Below are 16003 nucleotides of genomic sequence, written 5' to 3' on the forward strand. Positions count from 1 at the left end.
AGCCTTTGTTTATTACTACCGGGCATATCAAAGTAATTTTTCAGTCGTTTGCAATATATAGCAGGTTCTTTACTATCAGTCCAATTTTTCCGATATCCATATCTCTATCTGTCATGAGCAAATGAGCGTTCAGTCTGAACGGCTCGGGCAATAGCGACTCAATGGATATTCGATGGACGAGACGCGCCGCGTAACCTAGGACGCTGCGCTTTACACAAGAACTTGGGGCCCCCGAATGTACCAATACGATCAGATCGACCAACGCATCGTCGACGAACGTGTCGCGCAGTACGCCGACCAGGTCCGCCGACGTTTGTCGGGCGAATTGAGCGAAGAAGAATTCCGTCCGCTGCGTTTGCAGAACGGCCTGTACATGCAGCGCCACGCGTACATGCACCGCATCGCGATCCCGTACGGCAACCTGCGCAGCGACCAGCTCCGCATGCTGGCCACCATCGCGCGCGAGCACGACCGCGGCTACGGTCACTTCTCGACGCGGACCAACATCCAGTTCAACTGGGTCGAGCTCGAAGAGACGCCGGAAATCCTGCGCAAGCTCGCGTCGGTGCAAATGCACGCGATCCAGACGTCGGGCAACTGCATCCGCAACATCACCGCCGATCAGTTCGCGGGCGTCGCGCCCGACGAGCAGGTCGATCCGCGTCCGTGGGCGGAAGTTCTGCGTCAATGGTCGACGTTCCATCCGGAATTCGCGTGGCTGCCGCGCAAGTTCAAGATCGCGGTGAACGGCTCGGCGGAAGACCGCGCGGCCGTGCAAGTCCACGATCTCGGCGTGTATCTGAAGAAGAACGCGCAAGGCGAAGTCGTGATGGACATTCTCGCGGGCGGCGGCCTCGGCCGCACGCCGATCGTCGGCGCGATCATCAAGCGCGATCTGCCGTGGCAACACTTGCTTACTTATTGCGAAGCCGTGCTGCGCGTGTACAACCGCTACGGCCGTCGCGACAACATGTACAAGGCGCGTATCAAGATTCTCGTTAAGGCGCTGTCGCCGGAGAAGTTCAGCAAGCAGGTCGAGGAAGAGTGGCAACACTTGAAGGACGGCCCGTCGACGCTCACGCAGGAAGAAGTCGATCGCGTGTCGAAGTTCTTCGCGCCGCACGTCTACGAGAAGCTCGCGGACACCGACGCTTCCTACGAAAAGCATCTGATCGACAGCAAGCCGTTCGCGCGCTGGGTCGAGCGCAACGTGCGTCCGCACAAGGTGCCGGGCTACGCCGCCGTGACGCTCTCGCTCAAGCAGCGCAACATCGCGCCGGGCGACGCCACCGATCAGCAGATGGACGACGTCGCCGCGCTCGCCGATGAATTCTCGTTCGGCGAAATCCGCGTGTCGCACGAGCAGAACCTGATTCTCGCGAACGTGAAGAAGCGCGATCTGCACACGGTGTGGGAACGCGCGAAGGCGCTCGGTTTCGCGACGGCGAACATCGGCCTGTTGACGGACATCATCGCGTGCCCGGGCGGCGATTTCTGCTCGCTCGCGAATGCGAAGTCGATCCCGATCGCGCTCGCCATTCAGGACCGTTTCAACGATCTCGACTACGTGCACGACCTCGGCGACCTTTCGCTGAACATCTCGGGCTGCATCAACGCGTGCGGTCATCACCACGTCGGCAATATCGGCATTCTTGGCGTCGATAAGGACGGCTCGGAGTGGTATCAGGTGACGCTCGGCGGCGAGCAAAGCTCGGGCGCGACCGGCGCGCATCTCGGCAAGGTGATCGGCCCGTCGTTCTCGGCCGAAGAGATGCCCGACGTGATCGCGCAAGTGATCGACACTTTCGTCGACAACCGCATCGAAGGCGAGCGCTTCATCGAGACGTTCGGCCGCATCGGCATGGCGCCGTTCAAGGAGCGCGTGTACGCATCGCGCCAGGCTCACGCTTAAGGATCTGCAAATGACGTTGATTATCAAGAACCGCGCGGTCGTCGAAGACAGTTTCACCGTTGTGCGCGCCGCCGAAGACGGTACGTTGCCCGCCGTCGATGCGTTGCCGGCCGGCAAGATCATCGTGCCGTTTGCGCTGTGGAAAGAGCACAAGCCGGCGATCGTCGCGTCGCGCGCGAAAGAAGACATCGGCGTGTGGCTCGCGCCGGACGACGAACCCGCCGACATCGTCGCGGATTTCGCGCAGATTTCCGTGATCGCCGTCGATTTCCCGGTGTTCCGCGATGGCCGCGGCTTTTCTATCGGCCGCTTGCTGCGCGAGCGCTATCAGTGGACGGGCGAACTGCGCGCAATCGGCGACGTGCTGCGCGATCAGGTTGCATTCCACGCGCGCTGCGGCTTCGATGCGTTCGCCGTGCGCGCGGACAAGGACATCAACGACGCGCTCAACGCGTTCACCGAGTTCACGAATCTGTATCAGGGCGCGACCGACAATCCGGAACCGCTGTTCCGTCGTCGCGCGACGCTCGTCGCAGCGCTCGGAGCCTGATGTATGACGCCTGAATTGCAAGCCAAGGTTGAACGCCTGGATGCGCTGCTCGATTCGATTGCGGCGCGCCACCAGAGCGTCAAGCTAGCCAGCAGCCTCGCCGCCGAAGACATGGTGCTGACGCACGCCATCCTTTCGCGCGGTGTGAAGATCGGCATCTTCTCGCTGAATACGGGCCGTTTGCACGCGGAAACGCGCGGCATGCTCGATACCGTGAAAGCGCGCTACGGCTACGACATCGAGCAGTTTCATCCGCAACAGGACGCGGTCGATGCCTACGTGCGCGATCACGGTCTGAACGCGTTCTACGAAAGCATTGATTTGCGCAAGAGCTGCTGCCATATCCGCAAGGTCGAGCCGCTCAATCGCGCGCTGTCCGATGTCTCCGCGTGGGTGACGGGACAGCGCCGCGAACAATCGGTGACGCGCGCCGAGCTGCACGAGGAAGAGCGCGACGAGCCGCGCAACATCGCCAAGTTCAATCCGCTCGCGGACTGGACCGAAACCGATGTGTGGGATTACCTGAAAGCCTTCGATGTGCCCGTGAATCCGCTGCACGCGCGCGGCTATCCGAGCATCGGCTGCGAGCCTTGTACGCGCGCGGTGCGCCCCGGCGAAGACAGCCGCGCCGGACGCTGGTGGTGGGAATCGCGCGATACGAAGGAATGCGGCTTGCACATCACGAATATCAAGATCGTCGAAGCAGCACCAAGCTCCGCGATCTAAGGCACTACCCCCTGTCACTGAACGCGGCGCTCATAGAAGCGCCGCTAGAAAAAGGATCGACGAACATGAGCACGACGCTCGACTCTAACGTCACCGCACCGGTCGTCAACAAGGCGACTCGCATGGATCACCTGGATTGGCTCGAAGCCGAGTCGATCCACATCATTCGCGAACTGGTCGCGGAATGCAGCAAGCCCGCGCTCCTGTTCTCGGGCGGCAAGGATTCGGTCGTCGTGCTGGCGCTCGCGCTCAAGGCGTTCGGCCTCGGCGGGGGCCGCAAGACGACGCTGCCGTTCCCGCTGGTTCACATCGACACGGGTCACAACTTCCAGGAAGTGATCGATTTCCGCGATCGCCGCGCGGCCGAGATCGGCGCGGAGCTCGTCGTCGGTCATGTCGAGGATTCGATCAAGAAGGGCACGGTGCGTCTGCGTCGCGAGACGGATTCGCGCAACGCCGCGCAAGCGGTGACGCTGCTCGAAACCATCGAGCAATACGGCTACACGGCGATGATCGGCGGCGCGCGCCGCGACGAAGAAAAGGCGCGCGCGAAAGAGCGCATCTTCTCGTTCCGCGATGAATTCGGCCAGTGGGATCCGAAGGCGCAGCGTCCGGAACTGTGGAGCATCTACAACGCGCGTCTGCACAACGGCGAGCATCTGCGCGTGTTCCCGATCTCGAACTGGACCGAGCTCGACGTGTGGCAGTACATCGCGCGCGAAAAGCTCGAACTGCCGAACATCTACTACGCGCATGAGCGCGAGATCGTGCGCCGCAACGGCCTGCTCGTGCCGGTAACGCCGCTCACGCCGGTGCGCGAAGGCGAGACCGCCGAGATCGCGCAAGTGCGTTTCCGCACCGTCGGCGATATCAGTTGCACGTGCCCGGTCGCGAGCGATGCCGATGACGTCGAGAAGATCATCGCGGAAACGGCCGTGACGGAAATCACGGAACGCGGCGCGACGCGCATGGACGATCAGGCTTCCGAAGCCGCGATGGAACAGCGCAAGAAGCAAGGTTATTTCTAAGCATCACGCCACAGGAAGAAACGAGTCATGAGCATCTATCAAGCTGAAGATCTGGGCGTGTTGCGCTTCATCACCGCGGGTTCCGTCGACGACGGCAAGAGCACGCTGATCGGCCGTCTGCTGTACGACAGCAAGGCCGTCTTGTCGGATCAGTTGTCGGCGATTTCGCGCGCGAAGAACAAGCGCACGGTCGGCGATGAAATCGACCTCTCGCTGCTCACGGACGGCCTCGAAGCCGAGCGCGAGCAGGGCATTACCATCGACGTCGCGTATCGCTATTTCGCCACGGCGAAGCGCAAGTTCATCATCGCCGATACGCCGGGCCACGAGCAGTACACGCGCAACATGGTGACGGGCGCGTCGACGGCGCATGCGGCGATCATTCTCGTCGACGCAACGCGCGTCACGTTCGAGGACGGCGTCGCGCAACTGCTGCCGCAGACGAAGCGCCACAGCGCGATCGTCAAGCTGCTCGGTCTGCAGCACGTGATCGTCGCGATCAACAAGATGGATCTGGTCGAGTACAGCGAAGCGCGCTTCAACGAGATTCGCGATGCGTACGTCGTGCTCGCGCGTCAGCTCGGGCTGTCGAACGTGCGCTTCGTGCCGGTGTCGGCGCTGAAGGGCGACAACATCGTGACGGCGAGCGAGCGCATGCCGTGGTACGCAGGCGAGCCGCTGCTCGATCTGCTGGAATCGCTGCCGGTCGCGCAGCCGAACGATCAGGCGCTGCGTTTCCCGGTGCAATGGGTCGCGCGTCAGGACGGCTCGCAAGCCGACGATTTCCGCGGCTACATGGGCCGCGTCGAAGCGGGCGAAGTGCGCGTCGGCGATGCGCTGACCGTGCTGCCCGCCGGCCGCGAAGCGACGGTTGCCGAGATCATCGCGCCGGTGCCGGGTGGTGTCGCGCCGGTGGATCGCGCGTTCGCTGGCCAGACGGTGACGATTCGCCTGACGGAAGACGTCGACGTGTCGCGCGGCGATACCTTCGTGCCCGCCGCGGCGAAGGTCGAGCCGGCGAAGAAGCTCGAAGCGGACCTCTGCTGGTTCGACGAAGAGCCGCTTTCGCCGCAGCGCAAATATCTGCTGAAACAGACGACGAACACGGTGTTCGCGCGCATCGGCGCGGTGAAGCAGGTGCTGGACGTGCATACGCTGTCGCATTCGGTCGATCGCAGCACGCTCGCGATGAACGATATCGGCCGCGTGGCGCTCACGTTGCAGAAGCCGATCGTCGCGGACGAGTACGATACGCATCAGGGCACCGGCGCGTTCGTGCTGATCGATGAAGCGACGCATCACACGGTCGCCGCCGGCATGATTCGTTCGATCGCGGCTTGATCGACATTTAGCGACGGATGATTGCAATGGGTAAGGTCTATCTGATCGGAGCGGGGCCGGGCGCGGCGGATCTCATCACCGTGCGCGGCATGCGCTTGCTCGAGCAGGCGGACGTCGTGCTGCACGACGCGCTCGTCGAACCGGCGATGCTCGACTACGCGCCCAACGCGAAGAAGATTGCTGTCGGCAAGCGCTGCGGACAGCGTTCGACGGCGCAGCACTTCATCAACAAGCAGATCGTCGATGCCGCGCTGGAACACGGTGTCGTGGTGCGTCTGAAGGGCGGCGATCCGATGCTCTTCGGCCGCGCCGACGAGGAAATGCGCGCGCTCGAAGTTGCGGGCATCGAGTTCGAAGTGGTGCCGGGCATCACGGCGGCGCTCGCGAGCGCGGCGACGCTCAAGCGCTCGCTGACCTTGCGCGGTGTGGCGCGCAGCGTCGCACTGGCGACGCATTCGCGTGCGGCGGACAGCGACGAGATTCGCGAGCAGGCGAAGGCCGATTCGCTCGTGTTCTACATGGGCCGCGACAGCGCGCCGGACATCGCGCAGCAGTTGATCGATGCGGGACGTCCCGGCTCGACGCCGGTGGCGATCGTCGAGGCGTGCAGTACGCCGCGCGAACGCACGCTGACGTTGACGCTCGCGCGCATGGCGCTGGGCGAGGCGCAGGAGTGGCTGGATCCGTCGCAGCCGAGCTTGCTGATGATCGGTGAGGCGTTTCGCGAACGGGCGTCGGCGGTGAAGCCGAAGGTGCATTTGAAGGGGATGCAGGCGGCGGCTTGATGTCGTTCGACAGGCTCAAAGTAAGGAGCGCACCGGAGACGGTGCGCTCCTTTTGCTTTGGATCTCGGAATTCAAAAGTCGACGAGCTTGATTTTCTTCTTTTTCGAGTTGCTGGCGCGGGAATGCGTACTGCGAGGCTATTGCCCACTTGGAAATGAGCAGATTCATACGGAGCCCAATCGGATATACGGAAAAGTCAATCCAAGTAGAGGCGCTCGATTCGGAGGGTGCCATTCGGCCGAACGGCCAGCGATGAACTACGCGCCCATCTGCCGCAAACAATACCCCGCGACCGCTTCCAGCACCGCGTCATCTTCCCCGACTGCCGTCGCGCAGGAAATCGCAACGTCGGGATGTGCCTTCCGGCACTTCTCGACGATCTCCGGCAAGTCGCGACGCACGTGCCCGCCTTGTCCGAAAAACACGGGCACGACCGTAATGGCATCGCATCCATCGGCGGCTTGCCGCGCCACTGCGGCCGGCAAATCCGGCGACATCAACTCGAGAAACGCCAGCGCCACCGGCTGATCGCCGCGCGAACCACGCAACTTCTGCGCGAGCCGCTCGAATGGCTCGGCCCAGCGCGGATCGCGCGCGCCGTGACCGAACAGGATGATGCCGTGCTTCTTCATCGCGCGTTCTCCGTCAGAGAAGAAACGTCAGTGCCGCTCGACCCACTTCAGTCCGATCAACCCGACCGCCAGATAGGCGAGCGCGGGCGCGGCCGCCGTGAGCGGCGCGGGCCAGGTATTCAGATTGCCGATATGCGAGAACAGCGTGTTGAACAACTGGAAGCTCATGCCGATCATGATGCCGCCGAACACCTTCACGCCGACCACGCCCGCGCGCGTATGCAGGTACGCGAACGGCAGCGACAGAATCAGCATCACGAACACCGCGAACGGATAAAGAATCTTGCGCCAGAACGCGATCTGATAGCGCTGCGCGTCCTGATGGTTCTCCGTCAGATGCTGGATATAGCGAAAGAGGTTGAACATCGACATCCGGTCCGGCGACACGAGCAGCACCGACAGAATCTGCGGCGTCAGCTCGGAGCGCAACGAGTACTCCGGCAGCGTGGTCTGCGTCGCGCGATACACCGGATTCAACGTGTCGCCGGGATTGACGGCCTGCGGCGGCGCGTCGTTCAGGCGGGTGTCGGTCACGCCGGTGAGCTTCCAGTGGCCGGGCGGCGCGTACACACCCGTCTTCGCGATGCGTACGTTGGTCAGGCGGAACTTCGAATCGAACTCGTAGATTCGCACGTTGGCGATCGTCGTATCGGGGTTCAGCGTGCCGACGTTGACGAAACGCGTGACCTGTTCGCCGTTCTCTTTCGCCGTCAACGTGTCCTTGACCCACACGCCCGACTGAAAATTCGATGACACCGACGATCCGAGCGCCTCAAGCCGCACGCGCTCGGACAACTGGTCCGTGTATGGCCCGATCACTTCGCCGATGAGGTACGTGATGAACACCAGCGGAATGCCGATCTTCATCAGCGAGCGCAGCGCCGCGCCGGTCGAAAGCCCCGACACGCGGAAGATCGTGAATTCCGAGGCTGCCGCCATCTGCGCGAAGACGTAAATGGCCGAGATGAGCGCGGCGACGGGAATGATCTCGTAGAAGCGCGAAGGCGTCTGCAGCCCGACGCGCAGCACCGCGAGCATGAAGTTGTATTTGCCGTGCCCGACCGTGTTCAGCTCGTTGATCAGGTCGAAGAAGAAGAACAGCCCCGAGAACGCGAACAGGATGAAGATGAACGCGAGGTAGATCTGGCGCGCGAAGTATCGTTCGTAGATGCGCAACATGTCAGGCCCCCTTTGAACCCGTCAGCGACGAGAGCCTGAAGAGCGGCCGGTTGCGAATCCGCAGCCAGAAGATGAACGCGACGAGCGCCCCCACGACGAGGTGCAGCCCGACGAGTCCCACGCCGAACGACAGCTTGCCTTGCTCGATCCACGACTGCACGACGTTCAGCAGGTTCGAATACGTGAGATAGATGAGCACGGCCATCACGAGATTGATCGTGCGGCTGCGGCGCGGGTTTTGATACGAAAGCGGAATGGCGAGCAGCATCAGATTGATGGCGATGATCGGCAAGCCCGCGCGCCACGCGAACTCCGCGAGATTTTCCTTGGTCGGATCCGCGAGCAGATCGGGCGTGTAGATGCCCGTGGTCGTCGGCGTGTTGACGACCTGGCGGCTCATTATCTTCACACCATAGCGCTCGAATTCCATGATCCGGAAGTTCGGCTGGCCGGGCTCGCCGTCGTAGCGGCGGCCGTTGTCGAGCACGATGAAGCGGTCGCCGTCGGGACGCGTTTCGGTGTGCCCGTTCTTCGAAACGATCACGTTGACCTTGCCGCCTTCCGTGCTCGTGACGAACACGTTCTCGACGTGCCCCTGATCCTGCGACATCTTCTCGATGAAGAACACGCGATGGCTCGCCGGCGATTCGCGGAACTGGCCCGGCGCGAGCAGCGACACTTCATCGCGCTGCTGAAAGCGCTGCTTGATGAGCTTGCTCTGCTGATTCGACCACGGCCAGCCGACGAAAGCGAAGAACATGATGAGGATGATGATCGGCGTCGAGAACACGGCGATCGGCTTGATGAGCTGCGTCTGACTCACGCCCGACGCGAGCCACACGACCATTTCCGAGTCGCGATACCAGCGCGTGAGCACGAAGAGGATGGAGACGAACAGCGTCACGATCAGCATGACCGCGAGATAGCCGATGACGGTGAGCCCGATCAGCACGACGACGTCTTTCGGGTCGATCTGACCTTGCGCCGCGAAGCCGACGATGCGGATCATCATCGTCGTGAGCATGATCGTGAGCAGGACCATGAACACGGCGCCGGCCGTATACGCGAGTTCGCGCTGCAGGGAGCGTTCGAAGATCATTGAATTTTGCGATTTGCCGGCGGGGATGCGGAATCATGCACGCATCTTGTGGCGAAGGGGAAGGGCATCGTGCTCATCCTCGCTTTGCGCCTGTGACCGCCGCGGAAAAAATAGCGGATAATTGCGGCTTTCATCCTTCAGCCTAGATTTTATCCGAGGATAAGCGCGATGGACTTTAGCATAAAAGCCTGTGATTGGAGCAAAGGCGAGGCAAATGGTTTCCTTACCGGAAAGTCGGATGTCATCGTGCTCGGCATCTTTGAAGCGCAGACGCTCACGGGCGCCGCGCGCGACATGGACGTCGCCACCAAGGGCCTCATTTCGCGCGTCGTGAAAGCCGGCGACATGAGCGGCCGCGCCGGCACGACGCTGCTCGTGCCCGAAGTGACCGGCATCGGCGCATCGCGCGTGCTGCTCGTCGGGCTCGGCAAGCAGGACGCCTTCAATCAGAAAGCCTATGGCGAAGCCGTGCGCGCCGCGTGGCGCGTGCTGCTCGGCTCGAAGATCGGCCAGGCGACCTTCACGCTCGCTCAACTGCCGGTCCAGGAGCGCGACGGCGTGTGGGCCGTGCGCGCCGCGATCCTCGCGCTGCGCGAGCTGACCTACAAATTCACGCAGATGAAGAGCAAGCCCGACAACGGCGCGCGCTCGCTCAGGAAGATCGTGTTCAGCATCGATTCCGCGGACGAGAAAGCCGCCAGGGTCGCGGTGAAGCAGGGCGTCGCGATCGCGAACGGCATGGATCTCACGCGCGATCTCGGCAATCTGCCGCCGAACGTCTGCACGCCGGCCTATCTCGGCCAGACCGCGAAGAAGCTTGGCCGCGACTTCAAGCTGAAGGTCGAGGTGCTCGGCCAGAAGCAGATCGAGGCGCTCGGCATGGGCTCGTTCCTGTCGGTGGCGAAGGGTTCGGTCGAGCCGCCGCAGTTCATCGTCATGCATTACCAGGGCGCGGGCGTCGAAGCGAACAAGACGAAGGGCAAGAACGCGCCGATCGTGCTGGTCGGCAAGGGCATCACGTTCGACTCGGGCGGCATCTCGATCAAGCCGGGCGAGGCGATGGACGAGATGAAGTACGACATGTGCGGCGCGGGTTCCGTGTTCGGCACGATGCGCGCGGTCGCCGAAATGGGCCTGAAGCTCAACGTGATCGGCGTGATCCCGACTTGCGAGAACATGCCCGCGGGCAACGCGGTGAAGCCGGGCGACATCATCACGGCGATGAACGGCACGACCATCGAAGTGCTCAACACCGACGCCGAAGGCCGCCTGATCCTGTGCGACGCCTTGACCTACGCGGAGCGCTTCAAGCCCGCCGCCGTGGTCGATATCGCGACGCTCACGGGCGCGTGCATCATCGCGCTCGGGCATCACAACACCGGTCTCTTCTCGAAGGACGACGCGCTCGCGGGCGAGTTGCTCGACGCATCGCGCGAAGCGTCCGATCCGGCATGGCGCCTGCCGCTCGACGACGAGTATCAGGACCAGCTCAAGTCGAATTTCGCGGATGTCGCGAATATCGGCGGACGTCCGGCCGGCAGCGTGACGGCGGCGTGCTTCCTGTCGCGCTTCGCGACGGCGTATCCGTGGGCGCACCTCGATATCGCCGGAACCGCGTGGAAGAGCGGCGCGGCGAAGGGCGCGACGGGCCGTCCCGTGCCGCTGCTTTCGCAGTTCCTGATCGATCGCGCGGGCGCATGACACGCATCGACTTCCATACGAATGTCGGCGATCCGCTCGCCTACGCCTGCCGCCTCGCGCGCAAGGTGTATGCGAGCGGCAAGCCGCTCGTCGTGCTCGCCGAACCGCAGCGTCTCGCCGCGTTCGACGAGCAGTTGTGGACCTTCCAGCCGCTCGAATTCGTGCCGCACTGCATGGCGAAGAGCGCGCTCGCGCTGGACACGCCTGTCGTGCTCACGTCGAATCTGGATGAAGCGCCGCATCATCAGGTGCTGGTGAATCTCGGCGCGCCGGTGTCCGCGCAGTTCGCGCGCTTCGAGCGGCTCGTCGAGATCGTCGGCAGCGAGGGCGACGAACTCGCCGCGGGCCGCGAGCGTTATCGCTTCTATCGCGATCGCGGCTATGCGATCGAGACGCACAATCAGGGCGGTTGAGCGAACAGAAAGCGCGCGTTGCGTGCGCTACGCTGGCAGTGACAAAGGAGACCACCCGAGATGACCGACAAGCCCGAATCCTTCGATTCCTCCATTCCGACGCTGACCGATGTCGTCGTGCCCGGCAAGCCGGAATACGCGCGCGCGCCGTCGATCAACGCCGCGATCGAATACGACGCGGACCAAATCGCCGAGCGGCTGCGCGGCCGCTTCACGAACTTCCTGACAGGCGATGCGCGCGCGCTCATCGAAGAACGCTGCCGCGAAGTGCTGCGCGAACATTCGACGCAACTCGTCTCGGCGATCACGCGCGAAGTCGCGATGGCGCTCGAAGGCCGGATGAGCGAATGGGTGCGCGATGCAGTCGAGGAAGAGTTGCGCCGTCAGCGCGGCGAATGAGTTCTATCGCGGCGACGGTATCTCCGCCCGGCACGCGATAACCTGATCCCGGCGACACCCTGTTTCTCCAGTCGAACGCGCGCGTTCGATTGTTGCGCTATTTCTTTTGGCGAACTGATCATGTTCGCCTGCCACGCATATCGTTACAAAGAGGATGACGCCGAAATTCGACGGGCGTTTACCTATACTGCCAATGCTTCGACCAGATACAGCGATGAGCGCGTGACTCGCAGTCGTGATGCACGCCTTGGGACGTCGGTGGAACGGAGTCGTCCAGCGCATGAGCAAACAACGATATCGCGGGCGGGACCGGCCATTCTTTACTGAACGGCGTCCTCATTCCGCCGCCGTGCTCCTTCTTTTCGCGATGTCGGCGCACGCCGTCACGACACTCGGGCCAAGCTCGGCCACGCAGACGGTTTCCACCGACACGTCCTACCTGATCAAGCCCGGCACCGCGATCACGACCTCATCGGGCAACGCCATCAACGTCGAGGGCATTGCGCCCGTAACCATGTCGAACGCGGGTTCGATCATCAGTTCTACGGACAACATCGCGGCGGCAGTTGTGTTCGACGTGCCCGGATCGCTCGTCAATCAGGTGTCCGGCGCGGCGCTGGGCCATACGCACGGCATCCTCTTCAACAACAACGGTGCAGCCAACAATATCGTCAATCGCGGCGATGTCAGCGCGCGTATCAGCCATGCAATTACCTACTTGGGCGCGGCGAGCGGGACCGTCGACAACTTCGGAACGCTCAACGCCAACTCGGCGGTGACGGCCAGCACGGACGGCATTCTCCTCGGATCGACGGGCAACGTGACCGTGAACAATCACGCCGGGGCGGTCATCCGCTCGGGTATGGGCGATCAGGATAACGGCAGCGGGATCCTCGTGAGTGCCGGAACGGCGGTGATCCACAATGACGGACTCATCGATGCCTATCACGAAGGCATTCTCGGCAGAAGCGGCCTTCCCATGGAGGTACGCAATGGCGCCACGGGCGTGATCCGCAGCACGATCGGGGCGGGCGTGCGGCTCCAAAGCGGGAGCACGCTCGATAACGCCGGCGTCATTGCCAGCGGGTCGGAAACGGCCATTCTGCTATTCGGCCCGAACAACGTCGTGACGCTCGGCGCGGGTTCGCGCTTGATAAGCGGCAATGGCAACGCCATCACCAGCCAGAGCACAGACAATTCGATCATCCTGACGGGCACCAACACGGAGTCGGGGAATTTCTTCGCAAGTCCCGAACATGGCTTCATCCGGCTGAACCCGCGCGCGGGCAGCGACTGGACGCTCAACGGAACGGTGCTGATGGGCGGGACATCCTCAGCGGCGCTCGATGTCGAAGGCGCGCTGACGCTCGGCGGCGCGGTCATTCAGAACGGCGGCGGCACGACGGTAAGGTCTTCGGGCTCGCTCACGCTCGGCACGGGCGGCGCGGCCGGCATCGTGACGGGCAATGTCGTCAATGACGGCCTGCTTCGGTTCAATCGCAGCGACGCCTTTTCGTTCGACGGCGCGATAACGGGAACGGGCACGCTCGTGCAGGCGGGCAGCGGCACCGCCGCGCTGACAGCAGCGGGATCGTCGCAAGGCGCGGTAAAGGTGCAAGCGGGCACGCTCGCGCTGAATCAGCCGGGCGCGTTCAATGCGGGCAGCTATGCGACGCAGCCTGGCGCGACGACCGCCATCGCCGCGGATTCGACGCTGAACGTCGCGACGAACTTCAGCCAGGCGCCGGGCGCAGCGCTGACGATCGCCATCGGACAGGCCCAGCCGATCATCACGGCGGCGAGCGCGAGTCTCGGCGGCGCGCTGAACGTGAGCGGCTTCGGCGCGAGCGCGCCGGATTCCGCGAGCGCGCTCACGAGCACGCGCTTTGACATCATCCATACGAGCGGCGGTATCGCAGGCGATTTCGCGAGCGTCGGGTTCGGCGGCACGGCGAGTCCCGTCGATTATCTGACGCTCGCCGGCGCGAAGACCAACAACGGGCTCGACTACGAAGTCGGCTTCGGCCTGCGCTGGCTCGCAGGCGCGGCACAGGGCGACGGCGCGTTCACGCTCGCGGGCGCGGCGGATACCTTCAATGCCGATGTCGCGCTCAACGACCAGACTGGCCGGTTCGCGAGCGGCTGGGACGGCCGGACGTTGACGAAGAAGGGCGCGGGCACGTTGATCCTGTCGGCGGCGAACGGCTATACCGGCGCGACACTGATCGATGCCGGCACGCTCGCCGCGGGCGCGCGCGACGTGATCGCGGGAAGTTCGCAGCTCGCGGTGGCGGCGGGCGCGACCTTCGATCTGCGCGGCTTCGATCAGCACGTCAGCGATCTCGCCGGCGCGGGCAATGTGACGCTCGCCGGCGGTGCGCTGAGCGTGAACAGCGCGGCCGATTCGACGTTCAGCGGCACGATCGGCGGCGCAGGCAGTTTGACGAAGAGCGGCGCGGCCACGCTGACGCTGAGCGGCGACAACACGTTCACCGGCACGACGACGATTGCTTCGGGCGCGCTGCGGCTCGGCGCGGGCGGGACGACGGGCAGCGTCGCCGGGAACGTCGTCGATGACGGCGCGCTCGTCTTCGACCGCGCCGACAACGTGATCTTCCGCAACACGATCAGCGGCACGGGCGATGTCGTTCAGCAAGGCAGCGGCGTCGTCACGTTGACCAACGCGCAAACCTACAGCGGCGCCACGCGCGTCGATGCGGGCGCGCTGGTGTTGACCGACGGCGCGCGGCTCGCGAATACGTCTCAGGTAAGCGTGGCTCCGAGCGCGACCTTCGGCGGCTATGGCTCGGTGGGCGGCGCGGTGCTCAACAACGGCGTGCTGGCCATAGCCGATGCCGCGCCGGGTTTCGCGGGCGGTCCGGCGGGACAATTCCTCATCGGCGGCGCGCTCACGAACAACGGCGAGATTCGCATGGCGAGCGCCGCGCCCGCGAGCACGCTGACCGTCGCGGGCGATTACACCGGCAACAACGGCCGGATGGCGCTCTCCACGGTGCTCGCGGGCGACGGATCGGCGACCGACAGACTTGTCGTACACGGCGGCACGGCGGGGCAGACGCGCGTCGCAATCGCAAATGCGGGCGGCGCGGGCGCGCAAACGGCGAACGGCATCGAGATCGTCCAGGTGGACGGGCAATCGAACGGCGTGTTCACGCTTGACGGCCGCGTGGTCGCGGGTCCGTACGAATACAGTCTGCGGCAAGGCGGCCTGGCGACGCCGGACGATGGCGACTGGTATCTGCGTTCGGCGCCGACGCCGCGCCCGGAGCCGGGCGCTTACCTCGGCAATCAGCGCTCGGCCGAAACGATGTTCACGATGACACTGCACGATCGCGCAGGCTTCGCCGATTCCTACGCCGCGCTACCGCCGGACGCCGATAACGCGACGGCCTGGGCGCGCACGAGAGGCGCGCATACCGACAGCGACGCGGCCAGCGGGCGTATCGGCGAATCGACGGACACCGCGCTCGTGCAGGCGGGCATCGACCTGCTGCATCGGGTGTCGGACGGGCATCGCTGGCAGGCGGGCGTGATGGCGGGCTACGGCTCGTCCACCACCGATGCGACCGCGCAGAACAGTTCCGCGACCGCGCGCGGCAACGTCAACGGGGCGAGCGCGGGCGTCTACGCGACGTGGCGCGGCAATGCCTGGTCAGCCGATGGCCCGTACGTCGACACCTGGCTGCAGTACGCCCATTTCGACAACACCGTGAAGGGCGCGGATCTGCCGGGCGAGAATTATTCGAGCAGCGTGTGGGCGGGATCGCTCGAAGGCGGCTGGGCCTTTGCGCTCGGGCAGACATCGACGGGACCGGTGCTCGTCGAGCCGCAGCTTCAGTTGATCTACACGAACTATCACGCCGGCGATCACGTCGAGCACAACGGAACGGTGATTCACAGCGACGATGGCGGCGGATTCACGACGCGCGTCGGCGTGCGGATCTTTCACGCGCCAGGCTCGGCGGCGTCGCCCGGATGGCTGCCGTACGCGGAAATCAACTGGTGGCACGACACGCAGCTTTCCTCGGTTTCGTTCAACGACGCGCGCGTGTCGCAGGACGGCCCGAGAAATCGCATGGAGTTCAAGCTCGGCGCGCAAGGCCAGATCGCGAAACAGTGGCGCGTGTGGGGCAATCTCGGCTATCAGCAAGGCGATGGCGGTTATCGGAGCTACGAAGGGCTGCTCGGCGCGCGCTACATCTGGTGACGCGCGCGCC

General features: G+C 64.0%; 13 protein-coding genes. 10 read left to right on the forward strand and 3 right to left on the reverse strand.

The genetic code is table 11. The features are described from left to right. Window positions 1–235: 235 nt before the first annotated feature. The 6 genes from NCT05_RS04150 (at window position 236) to cobA (ending at window position 6342) form a co-directional block, all read left to right on the forward strand. Window positions 236–1912 (forward strand): nitrite/sulfite reductase, encoded by a 1677-nt coding sequence (locus tag NCT05_RS04150; RefSeq protein ID WP_250501789.1) that lies wholly within the window; start codon window positions 236–238, stop codon window positions 1910–1912. A gap of 10 nt (window positions 1913–1922) precedes the next feature. Continuing rightward, window positions 1923–2462, forward strand: coding sequence for a DUF934 domain-containing protein (locus NCT05_RS04155; protein ID WP_250501790.1), 540 nt, complete (start codon window positions 1923–1925; stop codon window positions 2460–2462). A gap of 3 nt (window positions 2463–2465) precedes the next feature. After that, a complete protein-coding gene (locus NCT05_RS04160) occupies window positions 2466–3188 on the forward strand; it encodes a phosphoadenylyl-sulfate reductase (protein ID WP_250501791.1) in 723 nt (240 codons plus the stop codon). 65 nt (window positions 3189–3253) lie between these two features. Next, on the forward strand, window positions 3254–4216 hold the full coding sequence (gene cysD, locus NCT05_RS04165) for a sulfate adenylyltransferase subunit CysD (RefSeq protein WP_175982801.1): 963 nt from the start codon (window positions 3254–3256) through the stop codon (window positions 4214–4216). A 27-nt stretch (window positions 4217–4243) separates the two neighbouring features. Beyond that, window positions 4244–5557, forward strand: coding sequence for a sulfate adenylyltransferase subunit 1 (locus tag NCT05_RS04170; RefSeq protein ID WP_008351120.1), 1314 nt, complete (start codon window positions 4244–4246; stop codon window positions 5555–5557). A 26-nt stretch (window positions 5558–5583) separates the two neighbouring features. Further along, window positions 5584–6342, forward strand: a complete 759-nt coding sequence (gene cobA / locus NCT05_RS04175; RefSeq protein WP_008351119.1) for a uroporphyrinogen-III C-methyltransferase — start codon at window positions 5584–5586, stop codon at window positions 6340–6342. Window positions 6343–6599: 257 nt separating this feature from the next. Here cobA and NCT05_RS04180 read toward each other — a convergent pair whose 3' ends face one another. From NCT05_RS04180 to lptF, 3 genes are read right to left on the reverse strand one after another with little or no spacing between them, the layout of a single operon-like run. After that, entirely contained in the window at window positions 6600–6974 is a 375-nt protein-coding gene (locus NCT05_RS04180) for a sirohydrochlorin chelatase (RefSeq protein WP_008351118.1), read from the reverse strand. 27 nt (window positions 6975–7001) lie between these two features. Next, the gene (gene lptG / locus NCT05_RS04185; protein ID WP_008351117.1) at window positions 7002–8150 is read right to left on the reverse strand and encodes an LPS export ABC transporter permease LptG; all 1149 of its coding nucleotides are present in this window, start codon (window positions 8148–8150) and stop codon (window positions 7002–7004) included. Between the two features lie 4 nt (window positions 8151–8154). Continuing rightward, the gene (gene lptF / locus NCT05_RS04190) at window positions 8155–9252 is read right to left on the reverse strand and encodes an LPS export ABC transporter permease LptF (protein WP_008351116.1); all 1098 of its coding nucleotides are present in this window, start codon (window positions 9250–9252) and stop codon (window positions 8155–8157) included. Between the two features lie 168 nt (window positions 9253–9420). Between lptF and NCT05_RS04195 the strand changes: the two genes are divergently transcribed. The 4 genes from NCT05_RS04195 to NCT05_RS04210 all read left to right on the forward strand — a co-directional run bounded on the left by NCT05_RS04195 (window position 9421) and on the right by NCT05_RS04210 (window position 15993). Beyond that, complete coding sequence (locus tag NCT05_RS04195) at window positions 9421–10953, forward strand: leucyl aminopeptidase (RefSeq protein WP_250501792.1); 1533 nt, start codon at window positions 9421–9423, stop codon at window positions 10951–10953. Next, window positions 10950–11366, forward strand: coding sequence for a DNA polymerase III subunit chi (locus tag NCT05_RS04200; RefSeq protein WP_008351114.1), 417 nt, complete (start codon window positions 10950–10952; stop codon window positions 11364–11366). The genes NCT05_RS04195 and NCT05_RS04200 overlap by 4 nt, the downstream gene beginning before the upstream one ends. Window positions 11367–11426: 60 nt before the next feature. Beyond that, window positions 11427–11765 (forward strand): DUF2486 family protein, encoded by a 339-nt coding sequence (locus NCT05_RS04205; RefSeq protein WP_008351113.1) that lies wholly within the window; start codon window positions 11427–11429, stop codon window positions 11763–11765. Window positions 11766–12045: 280 nt separating this feature from the next. Beyond that, window positions 12046–15993, forward strand: a complete 3948-nt coding sequence (locus NCT05_RS04210) for an autotransporter outer membrane beta-barrel domain-containing protein (protein WP_250501793.1) — start codon at window positions 12046–12048, stop codon at window positions 15991–15993. The last annotated feature ends 10 nt before the right edge of the window (window positions 15994–16003 follow it).

It is taken from the genome of Caballeronia sp. AZ7_KS35 (assembly GCF_023631045.1).
In the GTDB taxonomy this organism is placed as follows: domain Bacteria; phylum Pseudomonadota; class Gammaproteobacteria; order Burkholderiales; family Burkholderiaceae; genus Caballeronia; species Caballeronia zhejiangensis.